Annotated in this window: 13 protein-coding genes; 4 read left to right on the top strand and 9 right to left on the bottom strand. The window is 57.7% G+C overall.

Annotated elements, in window-relative coordinates; translation table 11 throughout:
* Positions 1 to 8: 8 nt before the first annotated feature.
* Both URZ40_RS20915 and URZ40_RS20920 read right to left on the bottom strand, forming a co-directional pair.
* Positions 9 to 758: a glucose 1-dehydrogenase gene (locus URZ40_RS20915; RefSeq protein ID WP_166712143.1), complete on the bottom strand. Its 750-nt coding sequence runs from the start codon at positions 756 to 758 to the stop codon at positions 9 to 11.
* Positions 759 to 794: 36 nt separating this feature from the next.
* The gene (locus tag URZ40_RS20920; protein WP_320721092.1) at positions 795 to 2,126 is read right to left on the bottom strand and encodes an MFS transporter; all 1,332 of its coding nucleotides are present in this window, start codon (positions 2,124 to 2,126) and stop codon (positions 795 to 797) included.
* A gap of 215 nt (positions 2,127 to 2,341) precedes the next feature.
* Between URZ40_RS20920 and URZ40_RS20925 the strand changes: the two genes are divergently transcribed.
* The gene (locus tag URZ40_RS20925) at positions 2,342 to 3,262 is read left to right on the top strand and encodes a LysR substrate-binding domain-containing protein (protein ID WP_316380173.1); all 921 of its coding nucleotides are present in this window, start codon (positions 2,342 to 2,344) and stop codon (positions 3,260 to 3,262) included.
* A gap of 18 nt (positions 3,263 to 3,280) precedes the next feature.
* Here URZ40_RS20925 and URZ40_RS20930 read toward each other — a convergent pair whose 3' ends face one another.
* The 6 genes from URZ40_RS20930 to URZ40_RS20955 form a co-directional block, all read right to left on the bottom strand.
* Positions 3,281 to 4,660: an amidohydrolase family protein gene (locus URZ40_RS20930; RefSeq protein ID WP_320721093.1), complete on the bottom strand. Its 1,380-nt coding sequence runs from the start codon at positions 4,658 to 4,660 to the stop codon at positions 3,281 to 3,283.
* Between the two features lies 1 nt (position 4,661).
* The gene (locus URZ40_RS20935; RefSeq protein WP_320721094.1) at positions 4,662 to 5,618 is read right to left on the bottom strand and encodes a carbamate kinase family protein; all 957 of its coding nucleotides are present in this window, start codon (positions 5,616 to 5,618) and stop codon (positions 4,662 to 4,664) included.
* 120 nt (positions 5,619 to 5,738) lie between these two features.
* Positions 5,739 to 7,283: a xanthine permease gene (locus tag URZ40_RS20940; protein WP_320721095.1), complete on the bottom strand. Its 1,545-nt coding sequence runs from the start codon at positions 7,281 to 7,283 to the stop codon at positions 5,739 to 5,741.
* An 11-nt stretch (positions 7,284 to 7,294) separates the two neighbouring features.
* Positions 7,295 to 8,710 (bottom strand): DUF1116 domain-containing protein, encoded by a 1,416-nt coding sequence (locus URZ40_RS20945; protein WP_320721096.1) that lies wholly within the window; start codon positions 8,708 to 8,710, stop codon positions 7,295 to 7,297.
* Positions 8,710 to 10,251: an acyl-CoA synthetase FdrA gene (fdrA, locus tag URZ40_RS20950; protein ID WP_320721097.1), complete on the bottom strand. Its 1,542-nt coding sequence runs from the start codon at positions 10,249 to 10,251 to the stop codon at positions 8,710 to 8,712. The genes URZ40_RS20945 and fdrA overlap by 1 nt, the downstream gene beginning before the upstream one ends.
* 108 nt (positions 10,252 to 10,359) lie before the next feature.
* Positions 10,360 to 10,965, bottom strand: a complete 606-nt coding sequence (locus tag URZ40_RS20955) for an ankyrin repeat domain-containing protein (protein ID WP_166712155.1) — start codon at positions 10,963 to 10,965, stop codon at positions 10,360 to 10,362.
* A 319-nt stretch (positions 10,966 to 11,284) separates the two neighbouring features.
* On the opposite strand from URZ40_RS20955, the gene URZ40_RS20960 reads away from it, so the two are divergent.
* Positions 11,285 to 12,214 (top strand): LysR substrate-binding domain-containing protein, encoded by a 930-nt coding sequence (locus URZ40_RS20960; RefSeq protein WP_320721098.1) that lies wholly within the window; start codon positions 11,285 to 11,287, stop codon positions 12,212 to 12,214.
* Here the strand turns inward: URZ40_RS20960 and URZ40_RS20965 are convergent.
* On the bottom strand, positions 12,211 to 12,369 hold the full coding sequence (locus tag URZ40_RS20965; RefSeq protein WP_116343819.1) for a YqaE/Pmp3 family membrane protein: 159 nt from the start codon (positions 12,367 to 12,369) through the stop codon (positions 12,211 to 12,213). The genes URZ40_RS20960 and URZ40_RS20965 overlap by 4 nt on opposite strands.
* Positions 12,370 to 12,547: 178 nt before the next feature.
* Here URZ40_RS20965 and URZ40_RS20970 point away from each other — a divergent pair, with 178 nt between their 5' ends.
* Together URZ40_RS20970 and URZ40_RS20975 are read left to right on the top strand one after the other, a co-directional pair.
* Positions 12,548 to 13,069 (top strand): rhodanese family protein, encoded by a 522-nt coding sequence (locus URZ40_RS20970; protein WP_116343820.1) that lies wholly within the window; start codon positions 12,548 to 12,550, stop codon positions 13,067 to 13,069.
* A 79-nt stretch (positions 13,070 to 13,148) separates the two neighbouring features.
* Positions 13,149 to 13,328, top strand: coding sequence for a hypothetical protein (locus tag URZ40_RS20975; RefSeq protein ID WP_116343821.1), 180 nt, complete (start codon positions 13,149 to 13,151; stop codon positions 13,326 to 13,328).
* The last annotated feature ends 134 nt before the right edge of the window (positions 13,329 to 13,462 follow it).

Consider the following 13,462-nt stretch of genomic DNA (forward strand, 5'->3'; position numbering starts at 1 on the left):
GTATCTCCTTAATGGATCAGCATCCCGCCGTTCACGTCGAGCGTGATACCGGTGGAGTAAGAAGAGAGGTCGCTGCCGAGGAACAGCGCGGCGCGGGCAATATCCTGCGCGTCGCCGAGGCGGTTAAGCGGAATGCCCGCCAGAATGGACGTTTTCATCTCATCGCTCAGCTTGCCTGCGGTAATGTCCGTCTGGATAAGCCCCGGCGTGATGCAGTTTACGCGCACATTGTCTGGCCCCAGCTCGCGCGCCATGGCTTTTGCCAGCCCCAGCACGCCCGCTTTTGCGGCGCTGTAGTGTGGGCCGCCAAAGATGCCGCCGCCGCGCTGGGCCGATACCGATGAAATGCAGACGATGCTGCCCGACTTTTGCGCGCGCATAGTGGGAATAACCGCCTGGGACATTAGCAACGTGCCGCGCAGGCTGACGTCAAGCACCGCATCGTAATTTTCGCGTTTGATATCCATCAGCTTGATCGGCTGAGTAATGCCGGCGTTATTCACCAGAATATCGATGCGCCCGTATTTCCCCAGCACCTGCTCAATGGCGGCATTAACCTGTAATTCATTGCTGACGTTCGCCGCAAGGCCCAGATGCTGGTCGCCCAGGCTCGCGGCGGCAGCCCGGCTAGCTTCAGCGTTTAAATCGATAATCACCACTTTCGCACCCTGTTCGGCATATAATTTCGCCGTAGCGAAACCCAAACCGCGTACGGAAGCCGCGCCGGTAATAACGGCGACTTTATTTTTCAGTAGCATATATTTACTCCATTCGGACAAGAGAGATTTAATGTTTTATTTTGGCTCTTCCAGCAGCATAATCATAATTAAGCCAATGGCTGCGCAAATACCGAAATAAATAAACACGGAATTAAAACTGCCTGTTTTATCCAGCAGATAACCTGCCAGCATTGGGGAAACAAATCCGCCGAGATTACCGCCGCTATTGATAATGGACGCGGCAATGGGATAGGTTTTACTGTCCGCAACAGCCATCCCATAAGCCGTAAAAGCGGGCCAGCCAATATTCAGACAGAGGCCGACAAAAAATAGCCCGACGCAAACCGCCACGGTGCTTTGCGGAATATTCAGCATAATGACCATCATTAAAACGGTGCTGATGGCGGTAAACATCATGGTCGGTTTACGTCGGCGGCCGAGCAGTTTGTCGGAGACGTAGCCGCCAAAAATCGCACCGATAAATCCGCCGATGCACGGCATGCTGGCGACCAGCCCCATGCTCATAAACGTAAAGCCTTTCTCTTTCACCAGATAGAGCGGGATCCACGTCAACAGTCCGTACAGCACGCTGACCATCATAAAATAGGCCAGGCAGTCGCCGAGAATATTCTTCGAGGTAAACAGCCCTTTCACCGTGCTTACCGGGGCTAATTCCCGCACGCGGATCAGCCGGTCAAGGCGTGCAAATCCCGGTGAAATCACGATGTTTTCCCGTCTGGCGTCCGGGGTCTCCTGACCGGCGGTAATGGTCTCCAGCTCCGCTTTAGAGACGAATGCGCTCTCGGACGGCTTGGTGCGTACCAACAGATACCACAGGACGGCAATGACCAGACCGGGGATCGCAAAGGAGAAGAAGACCCAGCGCCAGCCCCAGGTCATGGCGATCCACACTGCCAGCGGCGGCACGAGGATGGGCGCGAACATGGTGGCGGCGATGTAGACGCCCGTGGCCGTGGCCTTCTCCCTGGGCGGAAACCAGTTATTGATGGTGGAGGCCAGCCCGACCGGGCACGGCCCCTCTGTTAACCCCAGCCCCAGGCGGATACACTTCAGGCCCAGAACCGAGGTTGCGGTGCCCATCAGCCAGGTAAAGGCAGAGAAGCCGAATATCGACAGTGCCACCATGCCGCGAATTCCCTTTTTGGCAATAAAAAAGCCCGCAGGAATTTGGCTCAGGGCGTATCCCAAAAAAAACATGCTGGCGATGGCACCGGCTTCGAAATTATTGATATGAAATTCGTCAATGATAAACGGCAATACCGCACCAATATTTGTTCGGTCAGCATAGTTAATGGCATAAACAATAAAAATTAATGCCAGCACAACGAAACGGTAATTGGTTTTTTTAGTCTTTATGTAGGGGACAACTTGTTCTATACGAGACATAACTTACCTCATTATTCGAACACCGTGAGTCGTTTTATTATTGCGTTCAACGTCAATATATCGGCTCACCCATGAAACGCCATTCAATAAAGCTCATTTATTGCTGAGATAAATTTGATTCGCGATACAGCTCAAAAAAATAACATCGGGATAAAATTGCCCGCTCGCAGTCTCAATGTTATGTTTTTTATCAATTATCGTGTAAGGAGTAGGCCATGCCCGCGCAGGATCGCCAGACGTTATCGCTACCCTCGCTCAGAAATTTGCAGGCGTTTATCGCCGTTGCTAACGCCCTGAGCATCCATCAGGCGGCGGAACAGCTCAACGTCACGCCTTCGGCGGTAAGCCACCAGATCGCGTCGCTGGAATCGTGGCTGGGCAAGAAGTTATTCATCCGCAGCGGCAAAGGGGTTCAGCTCACCCCGACGGGAGAAAAATATCTGCGGGAGGTCTCGGCGGCGATGAGCGCCATCGGGCGCGCCACCGATCAGATCGTGAAAGAAAAAGACAATGCTGTGCTTCGCGTGCACTCTTCCCCCACCTTCGGGCTGTCCTGGCTGTTGCGCCGTCTGGGCAGATTCCGCGCCGAATATCCTGATATCACCATCAATCTCACCTGCTCCTATGAGAACCTGCAGTTCGCCAGAGATAATATCGACATTGATATCCGTCACGGTATTCCGGACTGGGACGCCTACCGGGTGATGACCATTAAAAACGACACGCTGGTGGTATTGGCCTCGCCGGACTATGCAGAAGAGCATCCCATCAGCACGCCCGCCGATCTGCTGCAACAGTCGCTTATCTCGTCCACCAGCACCCTGGTGAACTGGGAAAAATGGTTCGCCTGGCACAATATCGACAGGCCCTGGCTTAATTTCAGCCTCAGCTTCGACCGCTCCTACATGAGCTTTGAAGCGGCGCGCATGGGGCTTGGGTTTATTCTGGAGAGCAAAATGATGGCTACCGATCACCTGAAGGATGGCTCGCTGGTGCAGGTGCTGCCTGATGAAATGGGTATCGCCATCAACGCGCACCATCTGGTGATGCCGCACATGAACGAACGCGCGTGGAAGATCCAGCAGTTCGTCGAGTGGATTGACCGTGAGTTGCGATTGTCGGGGTATCACCTGTAGCGATACCCCAACGTGGCGTCAGGCGACCGAGCCCCAGACCAGATTCCCCTTGTGGAACGTCGCGGTGCGCGGCGAAATGCGCGCCACCGCTTCGGCGGAGCAGGAGGCATCCACCAGCACAAAGCTGGCGTCGTCCTGTGCTTTTGGCCACACCCGTTCGCCTTTGTCGTTCAGCGGCAGCACGTCGCCGGTGGCGATACCGAGCGCGCGGGAGAGCGTCTGCTCGTTCGGGCGAATGTAGAGCTGGGCGTAGAGATTCGCCTTCTCCAGCATGTCACCCAGGCCGTACGGCGACCAGTGGTCGATTACGCTGTCGGTGCCCGTCATCACGAACACACCCTTGTCGCGCAGCTGCTTCAGCGGCATGTGCAGGGTGCCAATCGGCACGGTGGAGGCGATGGTCACCTGCTGCGCTGCCATGCGGGTGGCAATCTCATCCACCTGCTGCTCGTTGAGCGTCGCCAGCGCGAAGGCGTGGCTGATGGTCAGCTTACCCTTCAGCTCCGGCGTTTTCTCCACGATTTCCACCATATAGTTCACCGCCGCCACGCCCGCCGGGCTGGTTTCATGCAGGTGAATATCCACCCCTTTGTCGTAGTCCAGCGCAATCTGGAACATCAGATCGAGGGATTTCTCCATGGCACCGTCAACGTTCGTCGGGTCCAGCCCACCCACGTAGTGCGCCCCGGCCTGCATCGCCTCGCGCATCAGTTTTTCAGAGTTGGAGAGCAGCAGGCCGTGCTGCGGGAAGGCGACGATTTCGCAGTCAAAGCCGGGTTTACGGCGCGATAAGACCGCCTGTAAATTTTCCAGATTTTTCAGGCCGGAGACCGGCTCAATGTTGCAGTGACTGCGGGCAATAGTGGAGCCTTTCGACTGGATAAGGTCGATAAGCGCCTCCGCGCGTTCCTGGGTATAGGGCTGCAGTTCCGGCAGCAGCTTCTGCTCAAGGCGGATCATGTCCTGAATCGTGGTGCCTGCAGGGCGGTTCAGGGAGCGCCACGGGCCGCCGTAGAAGGTTTTATCCAGGTGAATATGCATGTCGCGCATTGCCGGAAGCATCAGCTTTTTACCCGCATCGTAGCGCGGCAGGGTCGCGTCGGCGTGGCTGCCGTTGTCGCGCAGGGCGACAATCTTCCCGTCTTTAATCTCCAGCGTTTTCAGCTCGGTGCGGGTGCTCGTCGCCACGCTGCCGTCGAAATTAAACCCGGCTTCGAGCAGCACGTTGTCCAGATAATAATGCTTCGCGGTGATGTTCATCGGCTTGCCCGTCTCGCAGGTTGGTTTTGCAGAGTCGGCAGCATACGCGACGGAGCCGGTTGCGCCAAACAGCGCGCAGGCGGTGACCATTTTGCCGCTCTGGCTGATAAACTCACGGCGGCTTTTATTCTCATTCATCTTATCTTCCTTCATTCACAATATGGGTACCGGTTTCAACACGCAGCGCCGCGGGCAGGGAGTCCGGCGAGGTGATAATCACGCGCCTGCCGCCGTGGCGTAAAAACTTCAGCGACGCGACGATTTTGGGCAGCATGCTGCCCGCCGGGAAGTGGCCTTCGTCCATGTAGCGCGTCATTTGCGCCACGCTGACGGTGTCCAGCGCCTGCTGGTTCGGCTTGCCGAAGTTGACGCACACCTTTTCCACGCCGGTGGTAATCACCAGCACGTCGGCGCGGATCTCGCGCGCCAGCAGCGCGGTGGAGAGATCTTTATCAATCACCGCGTCGACGCTCTGGTAATCGCCCTGCGCCGAGCGCACCACGGGAATACCGCCGCCGCCAGCGCCGATCACCACGAAGCCCTTTTGCGTCAATGTCTTGATCGCATCGGCCTCAACAATGCGCAGCGGCTGTGGGGAGGCCACCACGCGACGATAGCCTCGGCCCGAATCCTCAACAAAGTGCCATTCCGGGTGCGCCTGCTGCAGCTCGTCGCGCTGCGCCTCGCTGAAGAACGCGCCGATCGGTTTTGTCGGGTGCGTAAAGCCGGGATCGTTTTTATCCACCTCCACCTGGGTGACGACCGTGACCGCCTTTTGCTCGCCACGCGCCGCCAGGCGGTTGTTGAGCGCCTGCTGGATCAGGTAGCCGATGCCGCCCTGGGTGTCCGCCACGCAATTTGCCAGCGGCGTCAGGGGAAGCCCCTCCCGCTCGTGGGCAATCTCAGCGCGGCGCAGATCCAGCCCCACCTGGGGGCCATTACCGTGGGTAAGCACGATGTCATAGTCGGAGGCCAGCATTTCGAGCACGGAGTCTGCCACCGCTCTAACCGCCTGCGCCTGATGTTCAACCGACTGGCTGGCGTTGTCTTTGATAATGCTGTTGCCGCCAATGGCGACGACCATAAGCTCTTTCATACGTTTTCCTTCGCAACGGTGCAGTATGTTCCCCTCACCCCGGCCCTCTCCCCAAAGGGGCGAGGGAGCTAACGTCCCCTCTCCCCTTTGGGGAGAGGGTTAGGGTGAGGGGGAAATGCCTTAAGCTTCAGATACTGGTGCAGCAGCGCTCGCAACTTCCCGGCTATCGAGGAAATGCTTCACCACAAACATGCCGCCCATCATCAGGTAGGCCGTGACGAACATCAGCGAACTGCCTTCGGCAAAGCCCACGACCGGAGCGTGGATCACCCCGAACAGCGCCAGCAACGCCCCCCCCGCCGCAGCCACGGCACCGCGCAGCGGCTTGTTAATGATGGCGAAAATGGCGATACAGCCCCACAGCATGCTGGCAAGCGGTGCCCCGTTCCCCAGATGGACTAATCCTTCGTAGTAGATCCCTTTGCTGTGCAGCACGTCGGTGCCGATTTTCGCCGCGCTGGTGCCTGCCGCCCCCATCACGCTGTTCATCATGGTCAGCGCCCAGTTGGCGATCCACGGGAACAGGCAGATAAAGATCACCGGCACCTCCACTTTGGGCGTTTCCCTCACCACCTGATTGGCGGTGACGACGCCGATAAACACCAGAATCGGCACGATGGCGGTCATCGGAATGATGGCGAGCATAAACGCCCCCAGTCCGAACAGCGGTACGATGAACATGGTCACCCCGGAGGCGAGCGTGTAGCCGATGCTGGCGCCCATCGCTTTCCAGCCAGGGTGGCCGACGTAGACCGTCACCGGGAACGGGTTGCCCATCAGGCAGCCGAGCATCGACGCCAGGCCGTTCGCCAGCATCACCTTGCGGGTCGGGTATTCATCCCCCGCCGCATGGGCGCTTTCGATGTTCTCCAGGTCAAAGATATAGTTCGCCAGCCCCAGCGGCACGGCGGATGCAAGATACGGCAGCGCGTGCGGCAGCCCCTGCATAAAGCTGTCCACGTGCACCTCCGGCGGGTTAAAGCCGAAGGAGGACATGGACGCTTTGATCGCTTCCGGGCTTTGCAGGCCGGAGATCCACGCTAATGCCGTACCGGCAATCAGCAACAGCAGACCTGTCGGGATTTTGGCGAAAATCGGCTTTTTACCGAACCAGTTGATGAAGATCAGCAGCAGAACGATGAACGACACGGTAGGCGCTTCGAACGCCTGCAACATCGGGTTCATCGCCAGCAGCAGCAGTCCCAGTCCGGACAGGCACGACAGCAGCACGGTGCGCGGGATCATCTTGCGGATGGTCTCTCCCAGGAACGAGCCGCCCGCGAGGATCATCGCTTCCACGAAGCACCACACCAGGCCGATCTGGATTGCGAAATCTGCATCGCCCGTTTGCTGATAAACCGGCATCAGTACGAGGAAGGTGACGGTAAAAATCGACGGCGCGCTCGGGCCAGACGGCAGCGCGGTGACGTCCGTACGCCCGGTGGCGCGCGCCATCTGCAGGCCAAACCAGGCGTAGCAAATACTCGCCACCAGCACCGCCAGCCCGAAGGCCGGCGCGATGCGTCCATAAACAATCTCCTTCGGGATGCCGACGACAAAAATGAGCAGCCCCATCATGGTCAGCAAATTGGTCAGGTTGTTGGTCATCAACCCGAAATAAGCCGCCCAGTCACCTCTTTTCCACTCCAGTTTCATGTTTTTCATGGATGCTTGCCTTATAAAAAGTAGCGATCGCGGAAGGTCAACAGCGCCTTTTCAAAACAGCTAAACGGCGGGTGAACGATGCCCGCCCCAATCATGCCGATGCCCGCGTCCTTATGGGCAATGGCGGTATTAATGACCGGCAAAATGCCGCTGCCCGCGACTCTGGTGATGTCGATGGCGGTCGGGATACCCATAAACGAGAGCAGCGGAATGGTGACGTTCGGGTTTTCGCCGAGGGTGATCTCGCGCATCTGGCGGGAGAAGTCGATGGCTTCCTCCACCGTGCCGCCCACCAGCGCAACGATGGCCGGGGCCGTCGCCATCGCAAAGCCGCCGATGCCGTAGGTTTCGGTGATGGCGCTGTCGCCGATGTCCAGCCCGGAGTCTTCCGGCTTATAGCCCGCAAACATCGGGCCAATCACCTGCTGCGCCGGGCCGGTGAACCACTGCCCCGGCAGGCCGGAGACGCGCAGGCCGAACTCGTAGCCGTTGCGCGCCATGGTGGTGACGACGGTGCTGTACTCAATGCCGTGGGCGGCGTCCAGCGCGACTTTACACATCGCCATCCACGTTGGGCCGGAGAAGTAGTCGCTGCTGGCGACAAACTCGAACACCTCGTGCTGCTGCTCCACCGGATAGCCCGCCTGAATCAGCCCCGGGGTCAGCGCCTGGATCAGCAGCGTAGTGCCCGCGTTGTTGCGGTTGTGGCACTCGTCGCCCATATGCAGCGCCTGGGCCAGCATCAGGCGCAGGTCGATTTCGCCAACGATCTTCATCGCGTCGCGCAGCATCGGGCCGAGCACGTCGCGCATCCAGTTCAGACGGTCAATCACGCTCTGGTCGTTGGCGCCCATGCGCAGTATCTTCGCCATCTGCTCGCTGAGGTTGGTGAACGCGCGGTTGCCGTAGGTTTTGTTCTCAACGATGTGCATAAACATTGATGCGGAGGTGACGCCCGCCATCGAGCCCACGCAGTCGTGCTCGTGGCACGGCGAGAAGGTGATGTCGCCTGAAGCGGCGAGCCTTGCGGCATCCTCCAGATCCGTCGCCAGCCCTTCAAACACCAGAGCCCCGGTGACTGCGCCCTTCATCGCCCCGCACATGTTTTCCCATGCGACAGGCGGACCGGCGTGCAGAATGGTGGTGCGGGTCATGCCCGGCACAACGTTAATGGCCTGCTCGAAACCCACCAGCACCGGATGGGACTGAATAATGCGCTCAAGAGCGATTTTATTCGCGGCGGCGATCTTCTCCGCCAGCGGTTTTTCCGCCAGCTGGTCGAGCGCCTCCACCACCTGCATATTGCCCTGCCCCGGCGGCGTCCAGTCCAGTTGAGTGACGGGGACGTGCTGTTTTTTGAGATCGTTGCTGAACATCGCAATGCCGACGTTGATGACGTTCAGCGGCTGGTTGAATAAGGTCGTCATTATGCTTTCTCCCCTTTGCAGACAAATTCGCGAGCCAATAATCCGGTATTGGTGCTGCTGCTGGCCCAGATGACGCCTGCATCGGTCAGCAGCTGGCACTGCTGCGCCAGCGACTGCGGATCCTGGTCGGTGCCGAGCACGTAGCCGAGGATCTCCAGCGGACGGTTATCGGCCTTCGCGATCGCCTGCGCCTCCTTGATGGCGTCGATCATCACGCCGACCGGATCCTCGTGCGCGCCAAAGCCGAGCACGAAGTCCATCACGATGACGCCCACCTCCGGATCGCGTGCCTCCTGCAGCAGGCGGCTGATGCGGTTGGTCGGGTCGATCATCGGGTGCGGCTTGCCGTTGGTGAAATCGTCGTCGCCAAAGTCGAGGAAGGTGTGGGCCTGGCTGACGCTGATGTCTTTCAGGCGCTTAGCCGGATCCGGCTGGATGTTGCTGTAAACGTCGTCGAATTTCGCAAGCGCCGCGAACATCGCCTCATCGCACAGGGTGCCGCCGCAGAACAGGCCGCGAATGTATTTCTGCTGCGGGGTCAGGCGGGCGCGCACCTCTTCAATCAGCGGCCAGTTGAGCGGGTGTAAAGCCAGGGACTCTTTTTTAATGCCGGTGAGCAGTACCGCCTTCAGCGCCGCCTCTTTGGTGCCGCGGGCAAACTGCAGGCCGTCTTCATCGGCGGGCGGTTCGCTGCGGCCAAGGAAGCACACGATGACAGGCTTGCGGCATGCCCGCGCGCGCGCCAGCACTTTCTCCGCCACCGCAGGTGCGGGCGGCTTGGAGATGAGCGCAATGACCCGGGTGCCCTCATCGGCTTCGAGCATGTCGATGGCATCGAGCATCATCAGGCCGCCGATTTTCTCGCTGAGATCGCGCCCGCCGGTGCCAATCAGCTGAGACACGCCGCCGCCGAATTCATGAATGCGCACACTCAGCTCCTGGCTGCCGGTGCCAGAGGCGCCGACGATGCCAATCGGCCCGCGGCGCACCGCGTTGGCGAAGCACAGCCCCGCGCCGTTGATAATGGCGGTGCCGCAGTCCGGCCCCATCATCAGCAGCCCTTTCTGGTGCGCCAGCTGCTTCAGCGCCAGCTCGTCGTCGAGGGATACGTTATCGGAAAAGAGCATGACGTTAAGATCGTTTTCCAGCGCCTGGCGCGCTTCGCGTGCGGCGAAGGTGCCGTTAACGGAAATCACCGCAAGGTTGCTGTCCGGGCGATGGGTTTTGGCGCTGGCAATCGTCGCGTAGCGTGCTTCATGGGTGCCTCCGCTCTCTTTACGCGTGAATAACGCCTCAATAGCGGCCAGGGTTTCATCATTCGCCGCGGCGCCTTTAATCACGATCATCAGGTCGCCGTTTTTGGCGTCGGCTAATTCCGGCGTTAACAGCCCGAGATTTTTTAATACGCCTTTGTTCATTTCCGTCGCCATGGCCACAAACGCCTGCTCGACGCCCGGTAATTTATTGGCTTTGGTGGAAACGGACATCAGTGAAACCGAATCAAAATACGTGTTCTTTTTTATAACGATTTTGGTTGGCATTGTTTTCTCCTGAATACGGATAAAAGGGGGCCGCCGTCGTGCAGAATGCACGTCGGTAAAAATGCTTTTTTGAATTAACGGCCAGCCTGAAGTGGCTGGCCGAATGCGTTATGCGCCTGCCGCCAGCAGCAGGTCGGCTATTGCATCGAAGCCTTTTTCCCGCGCCAGTTCGAGCGGGGTTTTACCGTATTTATCGGTCATGTGCGGGTTCGCGCCGTGATCCAGCAGCAGCTTCACAATCTCCTGCTGCTTTGCGCCACCGTCGTTCAGCACAATGGCTTCCAGCAGCGGCGTCCAGCCGACAAAATTGGTGTGGTTGACGTTAATATCGGTTTTTGCCAGCAGCTCGCGCACGATTTCAACGTGGCCTTTTTCACTGGCAGGGGTAATGCCCACGCCGCCGAAGCGCGTCAGGCGGTCAAGATCCGGATTCGCCGGAAGGACAATGCGCAGCAGGGTTAAATCATTGGTCAGGCAGCTTATCAGGAAGGGGTTAAAACAGGTCTGATCCTGTTTATCAATATCCGCGCCGGCAGCAATTAAATATTCCACACAGGCGTAATGCTTTTTCAGGCTGGCAATAATAATGGCGGTTCTTTTCTGGCGGTTGGTGGCGTTAATATCCACGCCGTTATCCAGGCAGGCTTTTAGCGCGTCGATGTTGCCCTCTTCTGCCGCCAGCAGAAATTCCGTAACGAGTGCGTTTGCAGACATATTCAGTCTCCCAATGTTTCACTTCTGATGACCTGAGAATAGCAACAGCCTGGTCACAAAAGAATCCGCTTAAAAATGATTCATCGACACGCAATTAATTATTGAGTTAAATTCAACAGTCAGGCTAAAACGTGCGTCTGTGCAACCTTTTTCTTATGGCTTACCGCTTTTTATCGTCTCAGACAGCATTATCCTTATGGTTGTAAAAGCCTTGCATGACGCGGCTCCGCGTAAATAGTCAGAACTGTGACCCACTTCAAATGTGATGTAACGGCGCTGTTAAAATATGTTCAAAACTGATGGCTGAGGATGCTGTGATATGAATTCCATCTTTACCGAAGAGAATCTGCTGGCCTTCACCACTGCGGCACGCTTCGGCAGCTTCAGCAAAGCCGCCGCCGAGCTGGGCGTGACGACCTCCGCCATCAGTTACACCATCAAACGCATGGAGACCGGGCTGGACGTGGTGCTGTTTGTGCGCAATACGCGCAGCATCGAGCTGACCGAATCCGGGTTTTACTTTTACCGTAAAGCCACCGACCTGCTGAACGATTTTCACGCCATCAAGCGCGGGATAGATACCATCTCTCAGGGCATTGAGGCGCGGGTGCGTATCTGCATTAATCAGCTCTTGTATACGCCGCGCCATACCGCGCGGCTGCTGCAGGTACTGAAAAAGCAGTTTCCCACCTGTCAGATCACCGTCACCACCGAGGTGTACAACGGCGTCTGGGATTCCATCATCAACAACCAGGCCAACATTGCCATCGGCGCACCGGACACCCTGCTGGACGGCGGCGGGATTGATTACACCGAAATTGGCGCCATCCGCTGGGTGTTTGCCATCGCGCCGGAACATCCCCTCGCCTTTGTTCCCGAACCGATAGCGGAGAGCCAGCTGCGTCTGTATCCCAACATCATGGTGGAAGATACAGCGCATACCATCAACAAAAAGGTCGGCTGGCTGCTGCACGGCCAGGAGGCGATTCTGGTGCCGGATTTCAACACCAAGTGCCAGTGTCAGATTCTGGGGGAAGGGATTGGCTTTTTGCCGGAATACATGGCAAGAGAGGCGGTGGAAGACGGGCTGCTCATCACGCGGCGCATTAATAACCCGCGTCAGGATTCGCGCATGCTGCTCGCCCCGCAGCCTGCAGCGACCGGCCAGGTGACGCGCTGGATCAAACAGCAGTTTGGCCCGGAGGGCGTATTGACCGGTATCTACAGTGACTTACTGTGGCGCACTTAGTTTTTCGTTTGTACCCAAAACGCGTGGATAAGACCCGGGAAGTAGCCCAGAAGGGTCAGAAGGATGTTCAGAATAAACGCCCAGCCCAATCCCTTGCCAAGCAGCACGCCCAGCGGCGGGAGAATAATCGTAAAAACAACGCGCCAAAAACCCATAATCACTCCGTGCAAGCTAACCAATTGAAAATTAAAAAGAGACACTCTCTAAGCATAGCCAGTTTACGGGTTACCGCCATTCGTCTCTCGCGCTTTTACCTGCCTTTACCCTCTTTACACTGGCTTAAGCCCTTCCTTAAATGTTCTACTACTCAGAAATTGACCGTAAGGAAACACCATGTCTCTTTCTCTTATTTCGCCTCAGCAGGCAAACGCGCTTGTTAAAGAAGGCGCAAAACTGGTTGATATTCGCGATCCCGACGAGTATGCCCGCGAGCATATTCCGGCAGCGCACTCCATACCGCTGGATTCTTTACCCGGCGGGCTTAATGCATCCCCTGGTGAAACGGTGATTTTTCACTGTCAGTCCGGGGCACGGACATCAAACAATGCTGCGCGACTTGCGCAGGCAGCGTCTCCGGCTCAGGCCTTCGTGGTTGAGGGGGGCATTCAGGGCTGGAAGCAGGCCGGGCTGCTGACCGTTGAAGATAAATCCCAGCCGCTTCCGCTGATGCGGCAGGTACAAATTGCCGCCGGACTTCTGATCCTCTGCGGCGTGGTGCTGGGCTATAGCGTCTCCAGCGGCTTTTTCCTGCTGAGCGGTTTTGTCGGCGCCGGGCTGCTTTTCGCCGGTGTGACGGGCTTTTGCGGCATGGCGCGACTGCTGAAGGTAATGCCGTGGAACCGTCGTACCCCATAAGCAGTAATCAATGAATTACGCTGTACCCGGTGCCGGACGTGGGCTAAGGTGAAGATCGCTAAAACGATGAGGAGGTTATATGTTTTCTGTCGGTGATTATGTGCAACCGCTTAAAGGCGGCCCGAAACTGAAGGTGCTCGAAGTGAACGGTGAAAGCGTTGTAGCGGTACAGGCCAGCAATGAACAAGGTGAAAAATATACGCTGAAAGCGGCCGAGCTGGCGCCGTATACCGAGGAAGGTGATTTCGGCGTCTGCTGAACAGTCAAGCGGGCGGGGTGTTGGGCCCCGGGCCCGGTTTTTATGAGAAAATAAAACCCGGATTTTTACACTGGCCCCCCCCGGGGCCAAAGCGTCGGGGGGGGGGGCCGGGGGGGGGCCCCGGTGTGGTTGAG

Source organism: Enterobacter sp. 296B2, assembly GCF_034106185.1.
GTDB classification, from domain to species: Bacteria; Pseudomonadota; Gammaproteobacteria; order Enterobacterales; family Enterobacteriaceae; genus Enterobacter; species Enterobacter cloacae_N.

Bases quoted from the DNA above. Each gene is read 5' to 3' on its own strand.
- URZ40_RS20915 (WP_166712143.1), bottom strand. From the start codon at position 758: ATGCTACTGAAAAATAAAGTCGCCGTTATTACCGGCGCGGCTTCCGTA.
- URZ40_RS20920 (WP_320721092.1), bottom strand. From the start codon at position 2,126: ATGTCTCGTATAGAACAAGTTGTCCCCTACATAAAGACTAAAAAAACC.
- URZ40_RS20925 (WP_316380173.1), top strand. From the start codon at position 2,342: ATGCCCGCGCAGGATCGCCAGACGTTATCGCTACCCTCGCTCAGAAAT.
- URZ40_RS20930 (WP_320721093.1), bottom strand. From the start codon at position 4,660: ATGAATGAGAATAAAAGCCGCCGTGAGTTTATCAGCCAGAGCGGCAAA.
- URZ40_RS20935 (WP_320721094.1), bottom strand. From the start codon at position 5,618: ATGAAAGAGCTTATGGTCGTCGCCATTGGCGGCAACAGCATTATCAAA.
- URZ40_RS20940 (WP_320721095.1), bottom strand. From the start codon at position 7,283: ATGAAAAACATGAAACTGGAGTGGAAAAGAGGTGACTGGGCGGCTTAT.
- URZ40_RS20945 (WP_320721096.1), bottom strand. From the start codon at position 8,710: ATGACGACCTTATTCAACCAGCCGCTGAACGTCATCAACGTCGGCATT.
- fdrA (WP_320721097.1), bottom strand. From the start codon at position 10,251: ATGCCAACCAAAATCGTTATAAAAAAGAACACGTATTTTGATTCGGTT.
- URZ40_RS20955 (WP_166712155.1), bottom strand. From the start codon at position 10,965: ATGTCTGCAAACGCACTCGTTACGGAATTTCTGCTGGCGGCAGAAGAG.
- URZ40_RS20960 (WP_320721098.1), top strand. From the start codon at position 11,285: ATGAATTCCATCTTTACCGAAGAGAATCTGCTGGCCTTCACCACTGCG.
- URZ40_RS20965 (WP_116343819.1), bottom strand. From the start codon at position 12,369: ATGGGTTTTTGGCGCGTTGTTTTTACGATTATTCTCCCGCCGCTGGGC.
- URZ40_RS20970 (WP_116343820.1), top strand. From the start codon at position 12,548: ATGTCTCTTTCTCTTATTTCGCCTCAGCAGGCAAACGCGCTTGTTAAA.
- URZ40_RS20975 (WP_116343821.1), top strand. From the start codon at position 13,149: ATGTTTTCTGTCGGTGATTATGTGCAACCGCTTAAAGGCGGCCCGAAA.